The organism is Serratia sp. EC4 (assembly GCF_059652115.1).
The window spans coordinates 205,651-222,824 of sequence record NZ_JBNIDE010000003.1 but is presented as its reverse complement, the minus strand read 5'-3'; the positions used below and the strand labels follow the sequence as shown (position 1 = coordinate 222,824).

Annotated in this window: 15 protein-coding genes; 6 read left to right on the top strand and 9 right to left on the bottom strand. The window is 58.7% G+C overall.

All coding sequences use genetic code 11. The features are described 5' to 3' along the window. Positions 1 to 47: 47 nt before the first annotated feature. On the top strand, positions 48 to 758 hold the full coding sequence (locus tag ACP39K_RS11185; protein WP_261280501.1) for a MurR/RpiR family transcriptional regulator: 711 nt from the start codon (positions 48 to 50) through the stop codon (positions 756 to 758). 17 nt (positions 759 to 775) lie between these two features. Here ACP39K_RS11185 and ACP39K_RS11180 read toward each other — a convergent pair whose 3' ends face one another. From ACP39K_RS11180 to ACP39K_RS11155, 6 genes are all read right to left on the bottom strand, one after another. Further along, complete coding sequence (locus tag ACP39K_RS11180; protein ID WP_033640619.1) at positions 776 to 2,161, bottom strand: family 4 glycosyl hydrolase; 1,386 nt, start codon at positions 2,159 to 2,161, stop codon at positions 776 to 778. Between the two features lie 24 nt (positions 2,162 to 2,185). Then, positions 2,186 to 3,745 carry a PTS transporter subunit EIIC gene (locus tag ACP39K_RS11175; RefSeq protein WP_497008489.1) on the bottom strand — a complete coding sequence of 520 codons (1,560 nt, stop codon included), beginning with the start codon at positions 3,743 to 3,745 and terminating at the stop codon, positions 2,186 to 2,188. 218 nt (positions 3,746 to 3,963) lie between these two features. Further along, the gene (gene potC, locus ACP39K_RS11170; protein WP_033640617.1) at positions 3,964 to 4,746 is read right to left on the bottom strand and encodes a spermidine/putrescine ABC transporter permease PotC; all 783 of its coding nucleotides are present in this window, start codon (positions 4,744 to 4,746) and stop codon (positions 3,964 to 3,966) included. Further along, positions 4,743 to 5,603, bottom strand: coding sequence for a spermidine/putrescine ABC transporter permease PotB (gene potB / locus ACP39K_RS11165; RefSeq protein ID WP_004941149.1), 861 nt, complete (start codon positions 5,601 to 5,603; stop codon positions 4,743 to 4,745). The genes potC and potB overlap by 4 nt, the downstream gene beginning before the upstream one ends. Continuing rightward, on the bottom strand, positions 5,587 to 6,702 hold the full coding sequence (gene potA / locus ACP39K_RS11160) for a spermidine/putrescine ABC transporter ATP-binding protein PotA (RefSeq protein WP_033640616.1): 1,116 nt from the start codon (positions 6,700 to 6,702) through the stop codon (positions 5,587 to 5,589). The genes potB and potA overlap by 17 nt, the downstream gene beginning before the upstream one ends. Before the next feature lie 25 nt (positions 6,703 to 6,727). Further along, complete coding sequence (locus tag ACP39K_RS11155) at positions 6,728 to 7,000, bottom strand: hypothetical protein (protein WP_126186627.1); 273 nt, start codon at positions 6,998 to 7,000, stop codon at positions 6,728 to 6,730. 57 nt (positions 7,001 to 7,057) lie between these two features. On the opposite strand from ACP39K_RS11155, the gene pepT reads away from it, so the two are divergent. From pepT to ACP39K_RS11130, 5 genes are all read left to right on the top strand, one after another. Then, positions 7,058 to 8,287: a peptidase T gene (pepT, locus tag ACP39K_RS11150; RefSeq protein ID WP_033640614.1), complete on the top strand. Its 1,230-nt coding sequence runs from the start codon at positions 7,058 to 7,060 to the stop codon at positions 8,285 to 8,287. Between the two features lie 299 nt (positions 8,288 to 8,586). Then, positions 8,587 to 9,729 (top strand): tail fiber domain-containing protein, encoded by a 1,143-nt coding sequence (locus ACP39K_RS11145; RefSeq protein WP_261280499.1) that lies wholly within the window; start codon positions 8,587 to 8,589, stop codon positions 9,727 to 9,729. Positions 9,730 to 9,931: 202 nt separating this feature from the next. Further along, complete coding sequence (locus ACP39K_RS11140) at positions 9,932 to 12,109, top strand: S-type pyocin domain-containing protein (RefSeq protein ID WP_497008488.1); 2,178 nt, start codon at positions 9,932 to 9,934, stop codon at positions 12,107 to 12,109. Continuing rightward, positions 12,109 to 12,366, top strand: a complete 258-nt coding sequence (locus ACP39K_RS11135) for a hypothetical protein (protein ID WP_015377593.1) — start codon at positions 12,109 to 12,111, stop codon at positions 12,364 to 12,366. The genes ACP39K_RS11140 and ACP39K_RS11135 overlap by 1 nt, the downstream gene beginning before the upstream one ends. A gap of 265 nt (positions 12,367 to 12,631) precedes the next feature. After that, positions 12,632 to 13,720, top strand: coding sequence for a malate/lactate/ureidoglycolate dehydrogenase (locus ACP39K_RS11130; RefSeq protein WP_497008573.1), 1,089 nt, complete (start codon positions 12,632 to 12,634; stop codon positions 13,718 to 13,720). A 40-nt stretch (positions 13,721 to 13,760) separates the two neighbouring features. Here the strand turns inward: ACP39K_RS11130 and ACP39K_RS11125 are convergent, their stop codons facing one another. From ACP39K_RS11125 to phoP, 3 genes are all read right to left on the bottom strand, one after another. Beyond that, positions 13,761 to 14,882: a ribosomal protein uL16 3-hydroxylase gene (locus tag ACP39K_RS11125; RefSeq protein ID WP_033638200.1), complete on the bottom strand. Its 1,122-nt coding sequence runs from the start codon at positions 14,880 to 14,882 to the stop codon at positions 13,761 to 13,763. Between the two features lie 84 nt (positions 14,883 to 14,966). Then, positions 14,967 to 16,424, bottom strand: a complete 1,458-nt coding sequence (phoQ, locus tag ACP39K_RS11120) for a two-component system sensor histidine kinase PhoQ (RefSeq protein ID WP_028128045.1) — start codon at positions 16,422 to 16,424, stop codon at positions 14,967 to 14,969. A gap of 5 nt (positions 16,425 to 16,429) precedes the next feature. Then, complete coding sequence (phoP, locus tag ACP39K_RS11115) at positions 16,430 to 17,101, bottom strand: two-component system response regulator PhoP (RefSeq protein ID WP_004941169.1); 672 nt, start codon at positions 17,099 to 17,101, stop codon at positions 16,430 to 16,432. Positions 17,102 to 17,174 lie beyond the last annotated feature (73 nt).

The window sequence follows — 17,174 nt, the reverse complement described above, 5'->3', positions numbered from 1 at the left end:
TGAAGCGCGTGCGAAACAATAATTTTGGCGAATAAACGAGGGCGGCGATGAATTTCAAACAGGTCTTCAGCCAGGCGGAGCTCAGCAAGACGGATCTGACGATTTTGCACTGCATTCTCGACAACCCGGACGCCTGCATCGACGACGGCATCCGCGCGGTGTCCGCACGCTGCTACAGTTCCCCCTCGACGCTGGTGCGGCTGGCTAAAAAGCTGGGCTTTCGCGGCTATCTCGAACTGGTCTATTTCATCAAATTCAACCTGACGATGGCGCCGGCCTACCAGGCGGAACGCCCTACGTCGGCGGTGCCGCCGGCCCAGCAGGCGCAGTTTCTCGATCTGCTCGACAGCGGCAAGATCCTGATCCACGGCAGCGGTTTTTCGCAGCTGGTGGCGCAGTATATGTACAACAAGTTTATGACGCTGGGCGTAGACAGTTACCTGTCGCTGTGGCCGGATTTCGACATTCTTGACCGTGAGACGCGCTTTCGCTTCGACATGGTGATCGTGATTTCAAAGTCGGGCAACAGCGGCTCGGCGCTGAGCTGGGGCGAGGCGGTGAAGCGTAACCGCATTCTGCTGGCGGCCTTCTGCGGCGACGGCGACAGCCCGCTGGCGCAGCAGGCCGACATGACCTTTCTGTTTGAGGACCGGCAAAAATACGATCACGATATCTACTATCCCAACCCGTTTTTCGGTCACTGTCTGTTGGGATTCGAAAATGTGATCACCGCCTGGTTTGAACGACGCGGCCGCTGACGGCCGCGCCGCGCCATTTAGCGCCAGTGCCCGGCATATTGACGGTGAACCTGCAGGTACTCCTCCACCAGCGTTTTCGCCAGCGAGTAGGAGTTGACCAGCGGGTGCACCATCAGCGCCTTGATGGCCAGCTGGCGATTGCCGGTCAGGATCGCCGCCACCGCCAACCGTTCGTACTCTTTCACCTGCGAAATCAGGTTTTTCTGGGTGTCGGGAATATCGCGCATTTTGACCGGCTGAATGCCGGCGCTGCTCAATTCGCAGCTGATTTCGATCACGTCTTCCGGGTGCAGAAAATCGAGTGTGTCGCGGTTTTGCATCGATACCACCACGCGTTTTTGCCGGCCGCTGTTGACCGCCTCCAGAATGTCGATCGCCACCCCGGCATAGCCGCCGCTGTCCGGCTGTTCGATAAACTGTTGCAGCGTCAGCATCTCACGCGTTTTCACCTTGCCCTGGTTGGACTCGCGCTGCATGTAGGAGTTTTCGCGCTGCAGGTAATGGCAGAAATAGACAGAGAAGGCGTGTTCCAACTGGCGGGGGATGTCCAGTTCGCCTAACTCTGACAGCATTTGGCGGTTGATCGCCGCGATTTGTTCGCCGCGCGTCTCGCCGCCCGCGACGATGGCGGCGATCGCCTGCTCACGGTAGTAGTAATAGTAGAGATACTCGTTGAGCATCAAATTGTCCGACAGCGCCACCAGCTCCGGCGAGAAGTATTTCATGCAGGTATCGCGATACAGGCGCGGATCCGCCAGCAACCGTTCCGTGACCGGCTCGCCGTTGACGCGCGCATTGCGGAACCAGGAAAGATGGTTGAGGCCGAAGCAGTCGACGCTCAGTTGGTCTTCGCGGCAGTCCAGCAGCTCGGCCAGTTCGCGGATAAACTCGCTGGGGGCGTCGCAGATGCCGTAGACCCGGCGCTGGAAGCCGGATTTGATGATCGCCTCGGTCACCATGCCGGAAGGATTGGTGAAGTTGAACAGGACCGCGTCCGGCGAGGAAAGCTGCTCGATCAGGCGGCAATAGTCGAGGATCGCCGGAATCGAACGCATTGCCATGGCGAAGCCGCCGGCGCCGGTGGTTTCTTGCCCGAGCAACTGGTGATTGAGCGCGATGCGCTCGTCATGGATGCGGCCTTCCTCGCCGCCGATGCGCAGGGTGGTGATGATGTAATCGGCGTCTTGCAGCGCCTGGCGCGGATCGCTGCTGAGACTGAAAGCAATGTCGCCGCGAATGCGCTGGAATACGCCCTGCGCGAGGGCGCCGTAGATCGCCAGATGGCGCTCATCGGTATCCATAAACACCACTTCGGTAATGCCGATGCGATGGGCGTTATAGGCGATGGACTTGGCGAGGAACGGGGAACGCACGCCGCCGCCGCCGAGAACGGTTAATTTCATTCGATATCTCCCATTAATAAAGCGTTAGAGTGCCGCTAAATATTTCTCTACCTGATTTTTGACCTTGCCGACCGTGACGCCGTAAATCACCTGTACTTCACGGCGATTCTTCACCACGCCTTTGGCGCCGGTGCTTTTCAACGCGGCCTCATCCACCCGCGCCATATCCTTTAATTCCACCCGCAGCCGGGTAAAGCAGTTATCGACGGAAATAATGTTTTCCTTGCCGCCCAGCGCGCGAATAATGATGCCGCTCGGCTCGTCCGGGGTATTTTTGCGGTTCCGGTAATCCTGTTTGGAATAGAGTTTGACGTCCTGATCATCTTCACGGCCCGGCGTCTTCAGATTGAGCTTCAGCACCAGCGTTTTGAACACCAGGTAATACACCGCAAACTGCACCAGGCCGATGACCACATACAGCGGCCAGCGGGTGAGGGAAACCGGCAGCGGCAGGTTGTAGGCCAGGAACTCGACCAGCCCGCTGGCGCCCCAGGGGCGCACCTGCAACAGGTTGCAGGCCACCTGCGACAGCGCGGTCAACACGGCGTGGATCACCCACAGCAGCGGAGAGATAAACAGGAAGGTGAACTCTATCGGCTCGGTGATGCCGACCAGGATCGAGGTGGTGATGGCCGGGATCAGAATCGCCTTGGCCAGCACTTTCTTTTCCGGCTTGGCGGTGTGATAGAAAGCCAATGCCGCGCCCGACAGGCCGAAGATGGTCACCATCCCTTGCTGCGAGAAGCGCAGCGCCTCGTTCATCAGCGGCGAGATGCTCGGGTCGCGCATGTAGGCCAGGAAAATCGCCTGCGAACCGGAGACGGTCTGGCCGTCCTGCACGATCGAACCGCCGATGCTGGTGAGCTGGAACGGCGACCAGATAAAGTGGTGCAGCCCGGTGGGGATCAGGAATTTCTCAAAGAAGCCGTAGACGAATACCCCGAGCGAGCCGGCGCTTTTCATAAAGCCGGTCAGCGCGATCAGGCCCTGTGAGATCGCCGGCCATAGGTAGCTGAAGGCGACGGCGTATAGCATGATGATCGGCGTCATGGCAATCAGCACCAGCTTGGCGCCGCCGTAGACCGAGAACACGCCGTTGAGTTCGACGTTGCACAGGCGGTTATGCACCCAGGCGATGGTGACGCCGAGGATAAGACCGAGGAAAATGCCCATATCCACCACGGTAAAACCCAGCAACTCCGTCTGCCCGGTGCCATAATACTCACCGTTGATCTTGGCCGCGACGTGGCCGCTGAATTGCAGATAAGACGAATTGGCGCCGAGGAACATGATAAAGCACATCACTGCGACCAGTGCCGCTTCGCTTTTCTTGTCTTTGGCCAGGCCGTAGGTAATACCGATACAGAAAATCAGCCCGAGATTGCCGAATAACGGCCAGAAGGTATCGCCGATCATTTTACCGATAGAGAAGATGGCGGAATGTTCATTGATTAATGTGGCATTGGTAAGAATAGAACTGAGCGCCAGAATCAGACCGATTACCGGCAGGAAAAATATCGGCCCCATCATGGCTTTGGAGAAAAGCTGCAGCTTATTTAAGATATTATCGATAATACCTTTCATGGCAGTTCCTTTTTATATTTTAATGGATGACGACGTTGCTGAATAAACTCCCTGAAAGCGAGAAAAAATAAGGCGCCTTGCCTGGATTCAGTTATAGGGGGAAGTTTTCGCCGCTGCAATCGGCGGGGCGGAAATAGGCACCGATGGTCAGAGAGTGACAACCGGTGCCGGTTGTGAAGGGGATCACAACCGGGCGCTGCGGCGCCCGGCGAGAAGGATTATTCTGCCTTGGGCGCGCGATCGCGCATCACCCACTGGCTGGCGATCACCAGCACCAGCGACAGCAGCAGCAAAATGGTGGCCAGCGCATTGACCTCCGGCGAGACGCCGACTTTCACCATCGAGTAGATCTTCAGCGGCAAAATCTCGTAGCTCGGCCCGGTGACGAAGGAGGAGACGACCACGTCGTCCATCGACAGGGTGAAGCTCAGCAGCCAACCGGCCGCCACCGCCGGCATCGCCAGCGGCAGGATGATTTTGCGCAGGATGGTGAACTCGCTTGCGCCGAGATCGCGCGCGGCTTCCAGCATCTTCACGTCGAAGCCTTTCAGGCGCGCGTAGACGGTCACCACCACGAACGGCAGGCAGAAGGTGATGTGCGAGAACAGCAGCGACCAGAAGCCGAGCGAAATGCCCAGCAGCATGAACAGCACCAGCAGCGAGATAGCCATCACGATGTCCGGCGACATCATCACCACAAACAGCATGCCGCCGACAAACGGCTTGCCGCGGAAGCGGTAGCGGTACAGCGCCACCGCGGTCAGCGAGCCGATCAGGGTGGCGAAGGTAGCGGAGAGCACCGCCATGGTCAGCGAGTGCCCCGCGGCCTGCAGCAGGCTGTCGTTATTCAGCAGCGTGCTGTACCACTTGGCGGTAAACCCTTGCCAGTTGATACCGAAGCGCGAGGCGTTGAAGGAGTTGACGATCAGGATGACGATCGGGATATACAGATAGGCGTATACCAGCGTCATAAAGCCGCCGCGCAGCAGACGTCCGATCATGCCAGATCCTCCTTCTTGTTCAGCAGACGGGCGGCCCGGTAATAGACCAGCAGCAACAGCCCCATCACCAGCGTCAGGCAGATGCTGGTGGCCGCGCCGAACGGCCAGTCGCGGATATTGAGGAACTGGCTTTTAATCACGTTGCCGATCAATAGATTCTTGGCGCCGCCCATCAGATCGGCGACGAAGAACAGCCCCATCGCCGGCAGCACCACCAGCAGGCAGCCGGCGATAATGCCCGGCATGGTCAGCGGCACGATGATGCGGATAAAGGTCTGCAGTTTGCTGGCGCCGAGATCGCGCGCCGCCTCCAGGCAGGATTTATCGAGTTTTTCGATGCTGGAGTAGAGCGGCATCACCATAAACGGCAGCAGAATATACACCAGGCCGAGGACGACCGCTTCCGAGGTGTACATGATGCGCAGCGGCTTGTCGATGACGCCGATCCACAGCAGCGCGTCGTTGAGATAGCCGCGGGTGCTGAGAAACAGCTTCAGGCCGTAGATGCGGATCAGCGAGTTGGTCCAGAAGGGCACGATCAGCAGAAACAGCAGCAGCGGCCGCACCTTCTGCGGCAAGCGCGCCAGGATAAAGGCGAACGGATAGCCGATCGCCAGGCAGCACAGGGTGGCGATCAGCGCCATGTTCAGCGAGTGCAGCAGCACCTGGGCGTACAACGGATCGAACAAACGCCGGTAGTTATCCAGCGTGAACACCATCTGCACCAGGTTGGCGTCGTCGCGGGTCAGGAAGCTGGCGCCGATGATCATCAGGTTCGGCATGAACACGAACAGCAGCAGCCAGGCGACGACGCCGACGATCACCACATTCTGAAAGACTTTACGCGATTTCTTCATCGGCCAGCACCACCTCCCAGCTTTCGACCCAGGTCACCGCCATCTTCTGATTGAGCGAGTGATCGACGTCCGGATCGTCTTCGTTGAAGAACTCGCTGACCATCACCGTTTTGCCATTCTCCAGCTCGACCACCGACTCCAGCGTCATGCCTTTGTAGTTGCGCTCGCGCACGTACCCGATCAACCCGTCGTGCTGCGCGCTGTCGTTCACTTCTTCCACCCGCAGATCTTCCGGGCGCAGCAGCACCTTCAGCTTTTGGCCCGGCTCCACCGGCAGATCGGCGTAGATGTCGCACTCGCGGCCCTCGACGTTGGCGCGCACCCGCTGCGGATCGAGGCGTTGCAAAACCACCGCGTCGAAGATGTTGATCTCGCCGATGAAGCTGGCGACGAACAGGTTCTTCGGCTCTTCGTAGATCTCACGCGGCGTGCCGTCCTGCTCGATGCGGCCTTCGCGCATCACCACGATGCGATCCGACATGGTCAGCGCTTCTTCCTGATCGTGGGTAACGAACACGAAGGTGATGCCCAGTTTGCGCTGCAGCGCTTTCAGTTCGTTCTGCATCTGCTTGCGCAGCTTGTAGTCCAGCGCCGACAGCGATTCGTCCAGCAGCAGCACCTTCGGTTTGTTGACCACCGCGCGGGCGATGGCCACGCGCTGCTGCTGGCCGCCGGAGAGCTGCCCCGGCCGCCGCTTGGCGAACGCATCCAGCTGCACCATGCGCAGCGCCTCTTCCACGCGCGGCGTCAGTTCCGCCGCCGGCACCTTTTGCATGCGCAGGCCGAAGGCGACGTTGTCGAACACCGACATGTGCGGAAACAGGGCGTAGCTTTGAAACACGGTGTTGACGTGGCGATGTTCGGCCGGAATGGCGGTGATGTCCTGGCCGTCGAGCGCGATGCGGCCCCGATCGGCGTCTTCCAGACCGGCGATCAGGCGCAGCACCGTGGTTTTGCCACAGCCGGAGGGGCCGAGAATGGTGAGGAATTCGCCGTGATTAATCGTCAGATCCAGATCGGCAATGATGGTTTTGCCATCGAACGCTTTGCTCAGGGCATGCAGTTCAACAAGGGGAGTCGGAGAGGATGTCTCAGTCATTTATCGTATTACTCTATCCCGTGGGCTAATGCAGATAGAACCGCAACTGGAAAAGACTGCCGGAGCTTGCGGGATGCCCGCTGATCAAATGAAGCTCAAACCAGTTACGCCAATGGAAATTTTTCGAGCGCGCATGATAGACGCTGAATGCCGGAATTGAAAGCCGATCCGGCCCAGATGCCGCGTTTTTCATCATGATAGCGACAAATGACCCTGTGATGACAGCATTATTCCCCTCAGAAATCATCACAAAGGTTAATGATATTGGCGAATTCTGGTTAAAAATGACCTGACGCAATATTTGATCCTGATCGGTTCCGCATAATGAAACGCGATATTCTGAGGGGCCGCTACCATGGACAAATTACTTGACCGCTTTTTCAACTACGTCTCTTTCGACACCCAGTCCAAAGCGAACGTAAAGCATGTGCCGAGCACCGACGGGCAGTTGAAGCTGGCGCGTGCGTTGCAGCAGGAAATGATCGCGCTCGGCTTCGAGCGGGTGTCGCTCAGCGAACACGGCTGCGTGATGGGCACCTGGCCGGGTAACGTCGCCTGGCCGGTGCCTGCGGTCGGTTTCATCGCCCATCTGGATACTTCGCCGGATTTCAGCGGCAAACATGTCAATCCGCAGATCGTCGAGAACTATCGCGGCGGCGACATTGCGCTCGGCATCGGCGATGAAGTGCTGTCGCCGGTGATGTTCCCGATCTTGCACCAGATGCTGGGGCAGACGCTGATCACCACCGACGGCAAGACGCTGCTGGGCGCCGACGACAAGGCGGGCATCGCCGAGATCCTCACCGCCATGGTGCGCCTGCGCGCGCGCAAAATCCCGCACGGCGACATCCGCGTGGCCTTCACCCCGGACGAGGAGGTGGGCAAGGGGGCGCAGCTGTTCGACGTGGCGGCCTTCAATGCCGAATGGGCCTACACGGTGGACGGCGGCGGCGTCGGCGAGCTGGAGTGCGAAAACTTCAACGCCGCCTCGGTGACGATCAAAATCCTCGGCAACAGCGTGCACCCCGGCAGCGCCAAGGGGGTGATGGTCAACGCGCTGTCGCTGGCCACCCGCATTCATCAGGCGCTGCCGGCGGACGAAGCGCCGGAGACCACCGAAGGCTACCAGGGCTTTTATCATCTCAGCAGCATTAAGGGCAGCGTAGAGCGCGCCGAAATGCACTACATCCTGCGCGACTTCGAGCGTGAGGGGTTTGAGGCGCGCAAACGCAAGATGGTGGACATCGCTCGCGAGGTCGGCAAAGGCTTGCCCCGCGATTGCTATATCGAAGTGAGCATCGAAGACAACTATTACAACATGCGTGAACAGGTGGCGGAGCACCCGCACGTGATTGCGCTGGCGCAGCAGGCGATGCGCGACTGCGACATCGAACCGGTGATGAAGCCGATCCGCGGCGGCACCGACGGCGCGCAGCTGTCGTTCCGCGGCCTGCCGTGCCCGAACCTGTTCACCGGCGGCTACAACTACCACGGCAAGCACGAATTCGTGACGCTGGAGGGCATGGAGCAAGCGGTGGCGGTGATTATGCGCATCGCGGCGCTGGCCGCCGAGCGGGCGCGGTAAACCCCTTCATTCCCCGGCCGGCTTGGCCGGCCCGCATTCCCTTTTCTGATCCACCCGGCGGGGCTCCGTGCACTCGCCGTTCTCTTATCGTTCCCTGCCTCATTGTTGTCCCCTTCATCATACAACCCGTGGTGAGGGGATCCCGTTATCCTCAGAGATAGAATGCTGGTTATGCATACAGGCTTGCTGTGTGCTTAATCGGTTTTACAGCTTCGGTGCGGTGAGCCCAGTGGACAGGGAATGCTGGGGGAATGAGCGCTGTTAACCGCCATCAAACAGGACGTAAGAGGGTAATAATCATGGCAGAAGAAAAGAAAAATGCTCAGGTGATTAACGGCGTTAATGACGATATCGCCGAACTGAAATCGCTGTCTACGCTGCGCCAGCGCGTGGTCAGCGACGGTGAAATCGTCTCCAAATCGGCCAATGGTTTTCGGCTGGCAAATGGCAATACCGGCGTGATGCTGCGTAATGATGGACGCGATTTTTATGCGCTGACGACGCCGGGTGGCCAAGCGCTTAACGGACAGTGGAACACCCTGCGCCCGTTCTCGTTCAATTTGGCGTCTGGCCGGGTTGCACTGCGCAATGGGGTGGACATTTCCGGCGGGGCGATGGTCTCGCATGACGCGGGTATAGGGGCTGTGACCACTGGGCCTACTCCCCTGATAAATGGGCAGGCATACAACGCGCCCTATATTCATACGCGCTTCGTCACCAGCGGAGTCAGTTCTTCTATGATGATGGGCGCGCGGATTATCCCCGGAAAAGAAGATACGGGATTACTGGCTTATAGCGATCTTGCGGGACGCTGGAATGAAATTCAAGTAAAGGCGAACAGCGAGCTCTCTGTCGGGCAACTGACAAAACGTAACGGCAATGGCTGGATTGTCGCTGCCGGCAATATTGACGTTTCAGGTAAAGCAGAACGTATTACCAATGGGGTGCGTCTTCAGGGAAATGGGGATCTGAGCGCAGATATTTATCACATTGAACACATTAGCCAATACCATGCCATGGCATTCCATGTGGCCAACGGCGGGGCGCAGGGATGGTATGAGTTCCGCAATAACGGTCATGCCTACACCAACGGCGCCTGGAACAGCAGCTCCGACGCCCGCATGAAAACGGACATCACCCAAATTGCTGGCGCATTGGACAAGCTGGCCAATATCGGCGGCTACACCTACCTCAAACAGGGTGTGCCGGAAGCCGGGGTGATCGCTCAGGAAGTGGAGAGCGTATTGCCACAGTCGGTCACCCAAACCGAATTGAAGCTTAACGACGGCAGCGTGCTGAAGGATGCCCGGGGCATCAATATCAACGGCGTGGTGGCGCTGCTGGTTGAGGCGCTTAAGGAGGAGCGCTCACTTCGAGATGCCGAGCGTGAAGCATTTGAAGCTCGATTGGTTGCTTTGGAAAAAGCGATTGTGAACGCCTGATTAATAAATTTTTGTAGGTTGCGCAGAGTATTAATCGACGGTGTTGCTGGTAATAAGCACTTAAGAATTTACTCTGCTGCCGAATAACGAAATAAAGGACTGACACATGAGTGGCGGAGATGGAAAAGACAGCCGTGGCCCAACTGGCGGTGTTAAAGGTGGGGCTTCAGATCAGGGGCCAAATGTAGGGCACGGTGGATCTATGGATATAAATATTCCTGGCATGGGGGATGTGCATATCGATGGAGTACACGGTTTAAATCCCGGTCAAGATAGCAGTACCAACTGGGATGGAGGTAATGGGAACGGTAACGGTGGCAGGGACAGTAGCAGCAGTGGAGATTCCCAAGGAGCGGCAATACGGCGACAGGTTAACGCTATCAAAAATGACCCTAAAGTTAGTAATATCCTGAAGGAGTTACAAAAAAAAGTACGTGCGGTTACACCTTATGCAAAGGTAGCTTTGAAAAGTGTTGGGGCTGACGGAAAAATACAGGTGCAGGTTGGTGAAATTCGTACAACCGATGAAGCCGCCGTCAGCAAGGCTATTACCTCTGTCTCACAAGTTAAAAATGTACTTGGCGTGGGGTTGCCTGCTCAAGGCGGGATCGTGTTCGCCGGTAATATCGAAACCAATCACAGAATCGGTAATTATCAGAACGTACCCAACGGGAACAATAACGGCAACAATTCTGCCGCAGAGGATAAGGCGTCATTAGCCACCTATTCCGAGGCGCTTAATGGAACAATCCCACCGGGTTTCTGGCTTGAAAATAATAGGGTGATGACAGAAATTACGGAGCAGTATGAGATCAGCGGAGGTGGCAAAGGGAGCGATCGTACAGGGTATCGGCAACGCAATGTCGAAGTATCTTCTTTGACCTCGGCCTATCAACAATTTAAACAGGTAGAACGAGAAGTGGCCGAAGAGGCCCGTAAAGCTGAGGAGGCCCGAAAGGCGGAAGAGGCCCGCAGAGTCGAAGAGGCTCGTAAGGCTGAAGAGGCTCGCAAAGCCGAGGAAGCCCGTAAGGCTGAAGAGGCTCGCAAAGCCGAGGAAGCCCGTAAGGCTGAAGAGGCCCGCAAGGTGGAAGCAGCTAGAAAAGCGTTGTTCGCTAAAGCGGGTATTATGGACGCTCCGGCGTATACGCCGGAAAAGCTAAAAGCGGCCAATGCGGCGCTGGCGGCGGCAGGCGCCATGGTGCTCAACCGCGCCCCCGCCATGCTGCAGACGTCGATGGTCGGGCAAGGTGTGATGACGACCACGAGCGAACTGGCCGGCTGGGCAGCAAGCGCATCGTGGCGGGCGGCCTACGAAGTCGGCAGTATACGCGCCGGCACCGCGGTCGCCGCCGGATCGGTGCTGGGGGCTTTTGCTCTCGGCTTCTACCCGACGGAGGTCGGTGCAGGGAGTGACCGGGTGCCCGGGCGGGATGTCAATCTGTTTGCCCTTCAGGCGAGCCTGGCGGCGGCGGGCAGGACGACCATTCAGCCCGGCATGACCTCGGTCGATTTGCCGGTGCGCGGATTTATCACCACTGACGATGACGGGAGACAGAGCGTCAACTTCGTCAGAACGGGCGTCGGCGGCGTATCGCCGAGCGTGCCGGTATTCAGACCCGTTCGCGATGAGCTGACGGGGCTGGACAAAATCATGCTGCCGGCGGTGGCGGGCGCGCCGGCCAGAACGATACTGATCAACCCGGTGCCGACCGGGCCGGCTGCGCCGGCGCATACCGGCAACGGCTCACCGGGGCCCAAATCGCCAGTGCATACCGGCACCGGCATCAGGCAGGCGGACAGCATCGTGGTCACCACCTTCCCGGCGGATGTGGTGCAGGATCTGCAAGACTTTATCCTGTGGCAGCCGGATGCGCTGGAAACCGGAGTTGAAGCTGTCTATGTGATGGTGAGCAAGCCCTATGGTGAAACCAACGCCAGGGGCAAATACAGCGGTCGTGAATACAACACCAATAAAGCTGGGGGCCCCATCCAGAACCTGGATTGGAAAGGGGCCAGCATCGACCGTGCCGGCGTAGATAAGGTGAAGCTTCATACTGGGCGTTTTGAACAGACCCCGGAAAACCAAGTGATGATTGACCGTTTGGATAAAATTTTGAAAGGGGAGCTACAACCTACTGACACTGATAGGCGATTTTATACTCATGAAATCAGAGAGTTGGAGAGGTACAGGAATCTTGGCATAAAAGATGGTGAGGTTCCGCACAGTGTTCAAGAACAGAAGGCCGTATGGAATAATACACATACTGCTACGCTTGAAGACTATAGAATAAATGAAAAAGAACAGGCACTTTATACCGATGGGGCCCTACAAGCCGCATATGAACAGGAGCTGAAAGATGCTATGGGAGGGAAGAAATAATGCCTTTAAAAGATATCGTTAAAAATGAAAGTGTAGAAGATGTGCTAACTTTTTTGGGACCGACCTCTGATTACCGTAAATTAGATCGTCTATATACCTATAATCGCTTTGATGCAATTTCCAGCGGGGAACTCTCTTCTACTTACGATGCATTATTCCAAAAAGGGGTGCTTCAAGATCAAAATGGAAAAGTAGTTAAAGGCCCCAACTGGAAAGAGCCGAAATTCGTAACCGAGAAAAAATACGGTATCGAATAGCCATAGTTATGGTCTGATTAGTGCATCTTTAGCCCCCAGCAAACGAAAGCTTGTTGGGGGTTTTCTTTTTTTGCAGGTGGAAGGGCACCATAACGAGAGCCTTTTGCCGGGGGGCTAACGTAGTGGCGCCCGCTCTTTTTGTCGCCTGGGCTAACGTGCGGATACTGTAGTTAAAACGGGACGCTTGCGATCGGCATAATCGCTTGCCGAAACAAGGCGTTGCTCATAGTGTGGAGGTACATTCCCCACGCATAAGGACCGCATGATGAGCACCGAATACCGTATCGCCAGCCCGCATTTGGCGCAGTTCGTTCAGGCGATTTGGCGCCAGGCCGGCAGCACGGCGCGCGAAGCCGAGCTGGTGGCCGATCATCTGGTGCAGGCCAATCTGGCCGGGCACGACTCGCACGGCGTCGGCATGATCCCCAGCTACATGGCGTCGTTGGCGCAGGGGCAATTGCAGCTCAATCAACATGCCGAGGTGGTGCGCGACGCCGGCGCGGTGCTGACGTTCGACGGCGCGCGCGGCTTCGGTCAGGTGGTGGCCAGCGAAGCGATGGCGCTGGGCATTGAACGCGCCGGCAAGCTGGGCCTGGCGGCGGTGGCGCTGCACAATGCGCACCATATCGGCCGCATCGGCCATTGGGCGGAGCAGTGCGCCCGCGCCGGTTTCATCTCGATTCACTTCGTCAACGTGGTGGGCGATCCGATGGTGGCGCCGTTCGGCGGCAGCGATCGCCGCTTCGGCACCAACCCGTTCTGCGCCATTTTCCCGCGGCCGGGCCGCACGCCGCTGCTGTTGGATTTCGCCACCAGCGGCATCGCCTTCGGCAAGACTCGGGTGGCCTATAACAAAGGCTTGTCGGTGGCGCCGGGCTATCTGATCGACGAACACGGGCAACCCACCACCGAGCCGAAGGTGATGCACGAAGCGCCGTTCGGTTCGCTGCTGCCGTTCGGTTTGCACAAAGGCTATGCGCTGGCGGCGATGTGCGAAATCCTCGGCGGCGCGCTCTCCGGCGGCCGCACCACCCACGACGCCACGCTGAAAGCCGACAGCGACGCCATCTTCAACTGCATGACGACCCTGATCCTCGATCCTCAGGCCTTCGACGCCCCGCAAATGCAGGCCGAGGCCGAAGCGTTTATCGGCTGGGTAAAGGCGTCGCCGCCGAGCGGTGAACAGCCGATCGCGGTGCCGGGCGAATGGGAGGAGGCCAACCGCGCGGCGCGGCTGGAGCAGGGCATACCGGTAGACGCCACTACCTGGCGGCAGATTTGCGCGGCGGCGGAGCAGGCGGGCATGGCGGATGAAGCGCTGGCCGGCTTTCGCGCGCAGGCGCGGCAGGCATAAAAAAGCCACCCGGCAGGGTGGCTTGTGCGCGTGACGGCAATCAGTCGTTAAAGTACCAATAGCCGCTGTTGACCAGCGCGGTCAGCAGCGCCAGGAATGACGGATCGTCCACCGCGTCGCCGAGCAGGGCGGCGTCGACGCTGAAGTTTTGGCACAGGGCGTCTGCGGCCTGCAGCTGGTCGGTGTCGATCAGCTCGCCGTTGACGAAGCAGCGATCGCCGACGCGCAGCACGCGCAACCCACCCAAGCGCTGCAGCGCTTCACCCTGTTGCAGCAGTTCGTAGATTTCCCCGGCCTGATACGGCGGCTCCGGCGGCGCCAGATCCAGCTCGTGGCGCGATTGGGAGATAAACTCGCCAAACCAGTGCTGGAAGTGCTCCGGCTGTTGCACCAGATCCAGCATCATCTGCCGTAAGGCGTCCACTTCCTGCGGCAAGATCTCCGCCGGGTGTTCGCGCAGTTTAACGTCCGGATCGCCGTAGCGCTTGCTGCCGAGTTCGCGCGCCAGCACGTAGTCGGCGAAGCCGCTCACCAGCTCGCGGCCGTTCGGCGCGCGGAAGCCCACCGAGTAGTTGAGCGCGTTTTCCAGCGCGTAGCCTTCATGCGGGAAGCCCGGCGGAATGTAGAGAATGTCGCCCGGCTCCATCTCTTCGTCGATGATGGCGTCGAACGGTTCGACCTGCAGCAGATCCGGGTGCGGGCAGTGCTGTTTCAGCGGCGTTTTTTCCCCGACTCGCCAGCGGCGGCGGCCGGTGCCCTGAATGATGAACACGTCGTACTGATCGAGGTGCGGGCCGACGCCGCCGCCCGGCACCGAGAAGGAGATCATCAGGTCATCCATCCGCCAGTCCGGCAGTTGGCGGAACGGGCGCATCAGCGCCGCCGAAGGCTCATGCCAGTGATCCACCGCCTGCACCAGCAGCGACCAGTTGTTTTCGCTCAGGTGGTCGAAGCTCTCGAAGGGGCCGTGCGCGACCTGCCAACGGCCGTCCTGGTGGCTGACCAGGCGGCTGTCCACTTCGTTTTCCATCGCCAACCCGGCCAGCTCATCCGGGGAGATCGGATCGATAAAGTTTTTGAAGCCGCGCTTCAGAATCACCGGACGCTTTTGCCAATAACGTTGCAAAAAATCGTTCCAGTCCAGATCTAATTGATAATCCATGTTCTATTCCAGGATAGGGGAGTGAGCCTGAGTGCGATTATAACGGAAGTTTGGCCCCGTGGATCGGGGCCGCAGCGGCATAATTTATTCGTTGTGGTGGGTATCGTGCTGGCGGGCGAAAGTGACCTGCATGCGCGCGCCGCCGAGCGGGCTGTCGCTGATGACGATTTCGCCGTCGTATTGCTCGATGATCTCCGCCGCCACCGACAGGCCAAGGCCCTGGCCGGGGCGCAGGGTGTCCACCCGCTGGCCGCGCTGGAAAATCAGCTGGCGCTTGCTTTCCGGGATGCCCGGGCCGTCGTCGTCGATGACGAGGATGAGATTTTTCTCTGAGTGCAGCGAGGTGATCTCAACGAACTCCAGGCAGTATTTGCAGGCGTTTTCCAACACGTTGCCCATCACTTCCATAAAGTCGTTCTTCTCGCCCATAAAGGTCACTTCCGGCGAGATGTCCAGCGTGATCACCACCCCTTTGCGCTGGTAAACCTTGTTCAGCGCCACCACCAGGCTGTCGAGCAGCGCCGGCACCGAGTGGATCTCGCGCGTCAACACCGTCTGGCCGGAGTTGATGCTGGCCCGGTGCAGGTAGTAACCGATCTGCTGCGAGATGCGCCCGATCTGATCCAGCATGATCGGCTCGGCTTCTTCGATGGTGGTCTGCTTGCCGCTGCGCAGCGAGCGCAGGGTGCTTTGCAGCACCGCCAGCGGCGTTTTCAGGCTGTGGGTCAGATCCGACAGGGTGGTGCGATATTTGGTGTAGCGCTGGCGCTCGTTACGCACCAGAATGTTCAGATTGCGCACCAGCCCGCGCAGTTCGCTGGGCGGGTTCTCATCCAGCTGATCGCGCTCGCCGTTCTCCAGTTCGCCCACCTGATTGACCAGCGCCTTGATCGGCCGCAGGCTCCAGTAGGCCGCCAGCCACAGCAGCGGCACCACCAGCAGCAGGTTGGCCAACAGCACGTAGCTGAACCACTCCCACACCACGTCGGATCGCTGCAGCTCCTGCGGAATGCTGTCAACCACCACGATGGTCAGCGCCGGCAGGCGAGGCGTGGCGGCATAGGTGTTGACCGCCACCGAGTGGGTCAGCGCGTTCTGATCGGTATCGTCGTAATTCTTCAGCTGATCCTGCGCTTTGGGGTTGTCCCCCAGCACTTCGCTACTGACGCGGGTGTCGGTGTCGATTTCGTAGAAGCCGGACTCCTCCAGCCATTCCTTGTTGATCAGCTTCTCGAGCTCCGGCACCTTGCGCTGGCTCCACAGCAGGTTGCCTTTATCGTCGTAGATAAAGACCAGCGTCGGGAAGTTGAGATCGAGATCGGGGGGAATGGCGATGGTGAGTTTGTTGTCTTTCCACTGCGCCAGGCTGAAGAACAGGTTGCTCTCGCCGCGCAGCAGACGGAAGGCGGTTTTGTCGAAGCTGACGATATAGCCGACGACCGCCACCAAACCGTAAGAGAGCGACAGCGCCAGGATCACCCCGGCGGTCGCCATCAGGAAGCGGGCACGCAGCGAAAACGGTTTTTTATTCTTGTTGAACATCATGTTCACTTCGCGTCAAAACGATAGCCCTGGCCACGTACCGTGGTGATCACTTCATGCGGGTATTCCGCCTGCACTTTCTTGCGCAAGCGGCCCATCAGCACGTCGATGGTGTGGCTTTCACGCAGTTCGGCGTCCGGGTAGAGCTGCAGCATCAACGAATCCTTGCTCACCACCTTGCCGGCGTTGCGGATCAGGGTTTCGATGATGGTGTATTCAAAGGCGGTCAGCTTGATCTGTTGATCGTTGACGCTCAGTTCGCGGCGCGACAGATCGATCTGGAACGGCGGCAGCACGATCACCTGCGAAGCCAGGCCGCTGTTGCGGCGCATCAGCGCCTGCATGCGGGCGATCACCTCTTCCAGGTGGAACGGCTTGGTGACATAGTCGTCGGCGCCGGCTTCCAGCACCGCCACTTTGTCCTGCCAGCTTTCGCGGGCGGTCAGCACCAGGATCGGCAGCTTGGTCTGATGGGCGCGCCAGCGGCGGATCAGGCTCAGGCCGTCTTCACCCGGCAGGCCGAGATCGACGATGGCGATATCCGGCGCGTGTTCCTGCAGGAAATAATCGGCTTCCTTGGCGTCTTCGGCCGCGTCGACCTGATGGCCCATCTCGCGCATCTGAACGGAAAGGTGGTGACGCAGCAAACCATTATCTTCAACAACCAGTACTCGCATGGCGAACTCCTGTGACTATGCGGGTGAACATCCTGTCACCCACGCGATAAAAGGGAACACGCTCTGCGGCGTG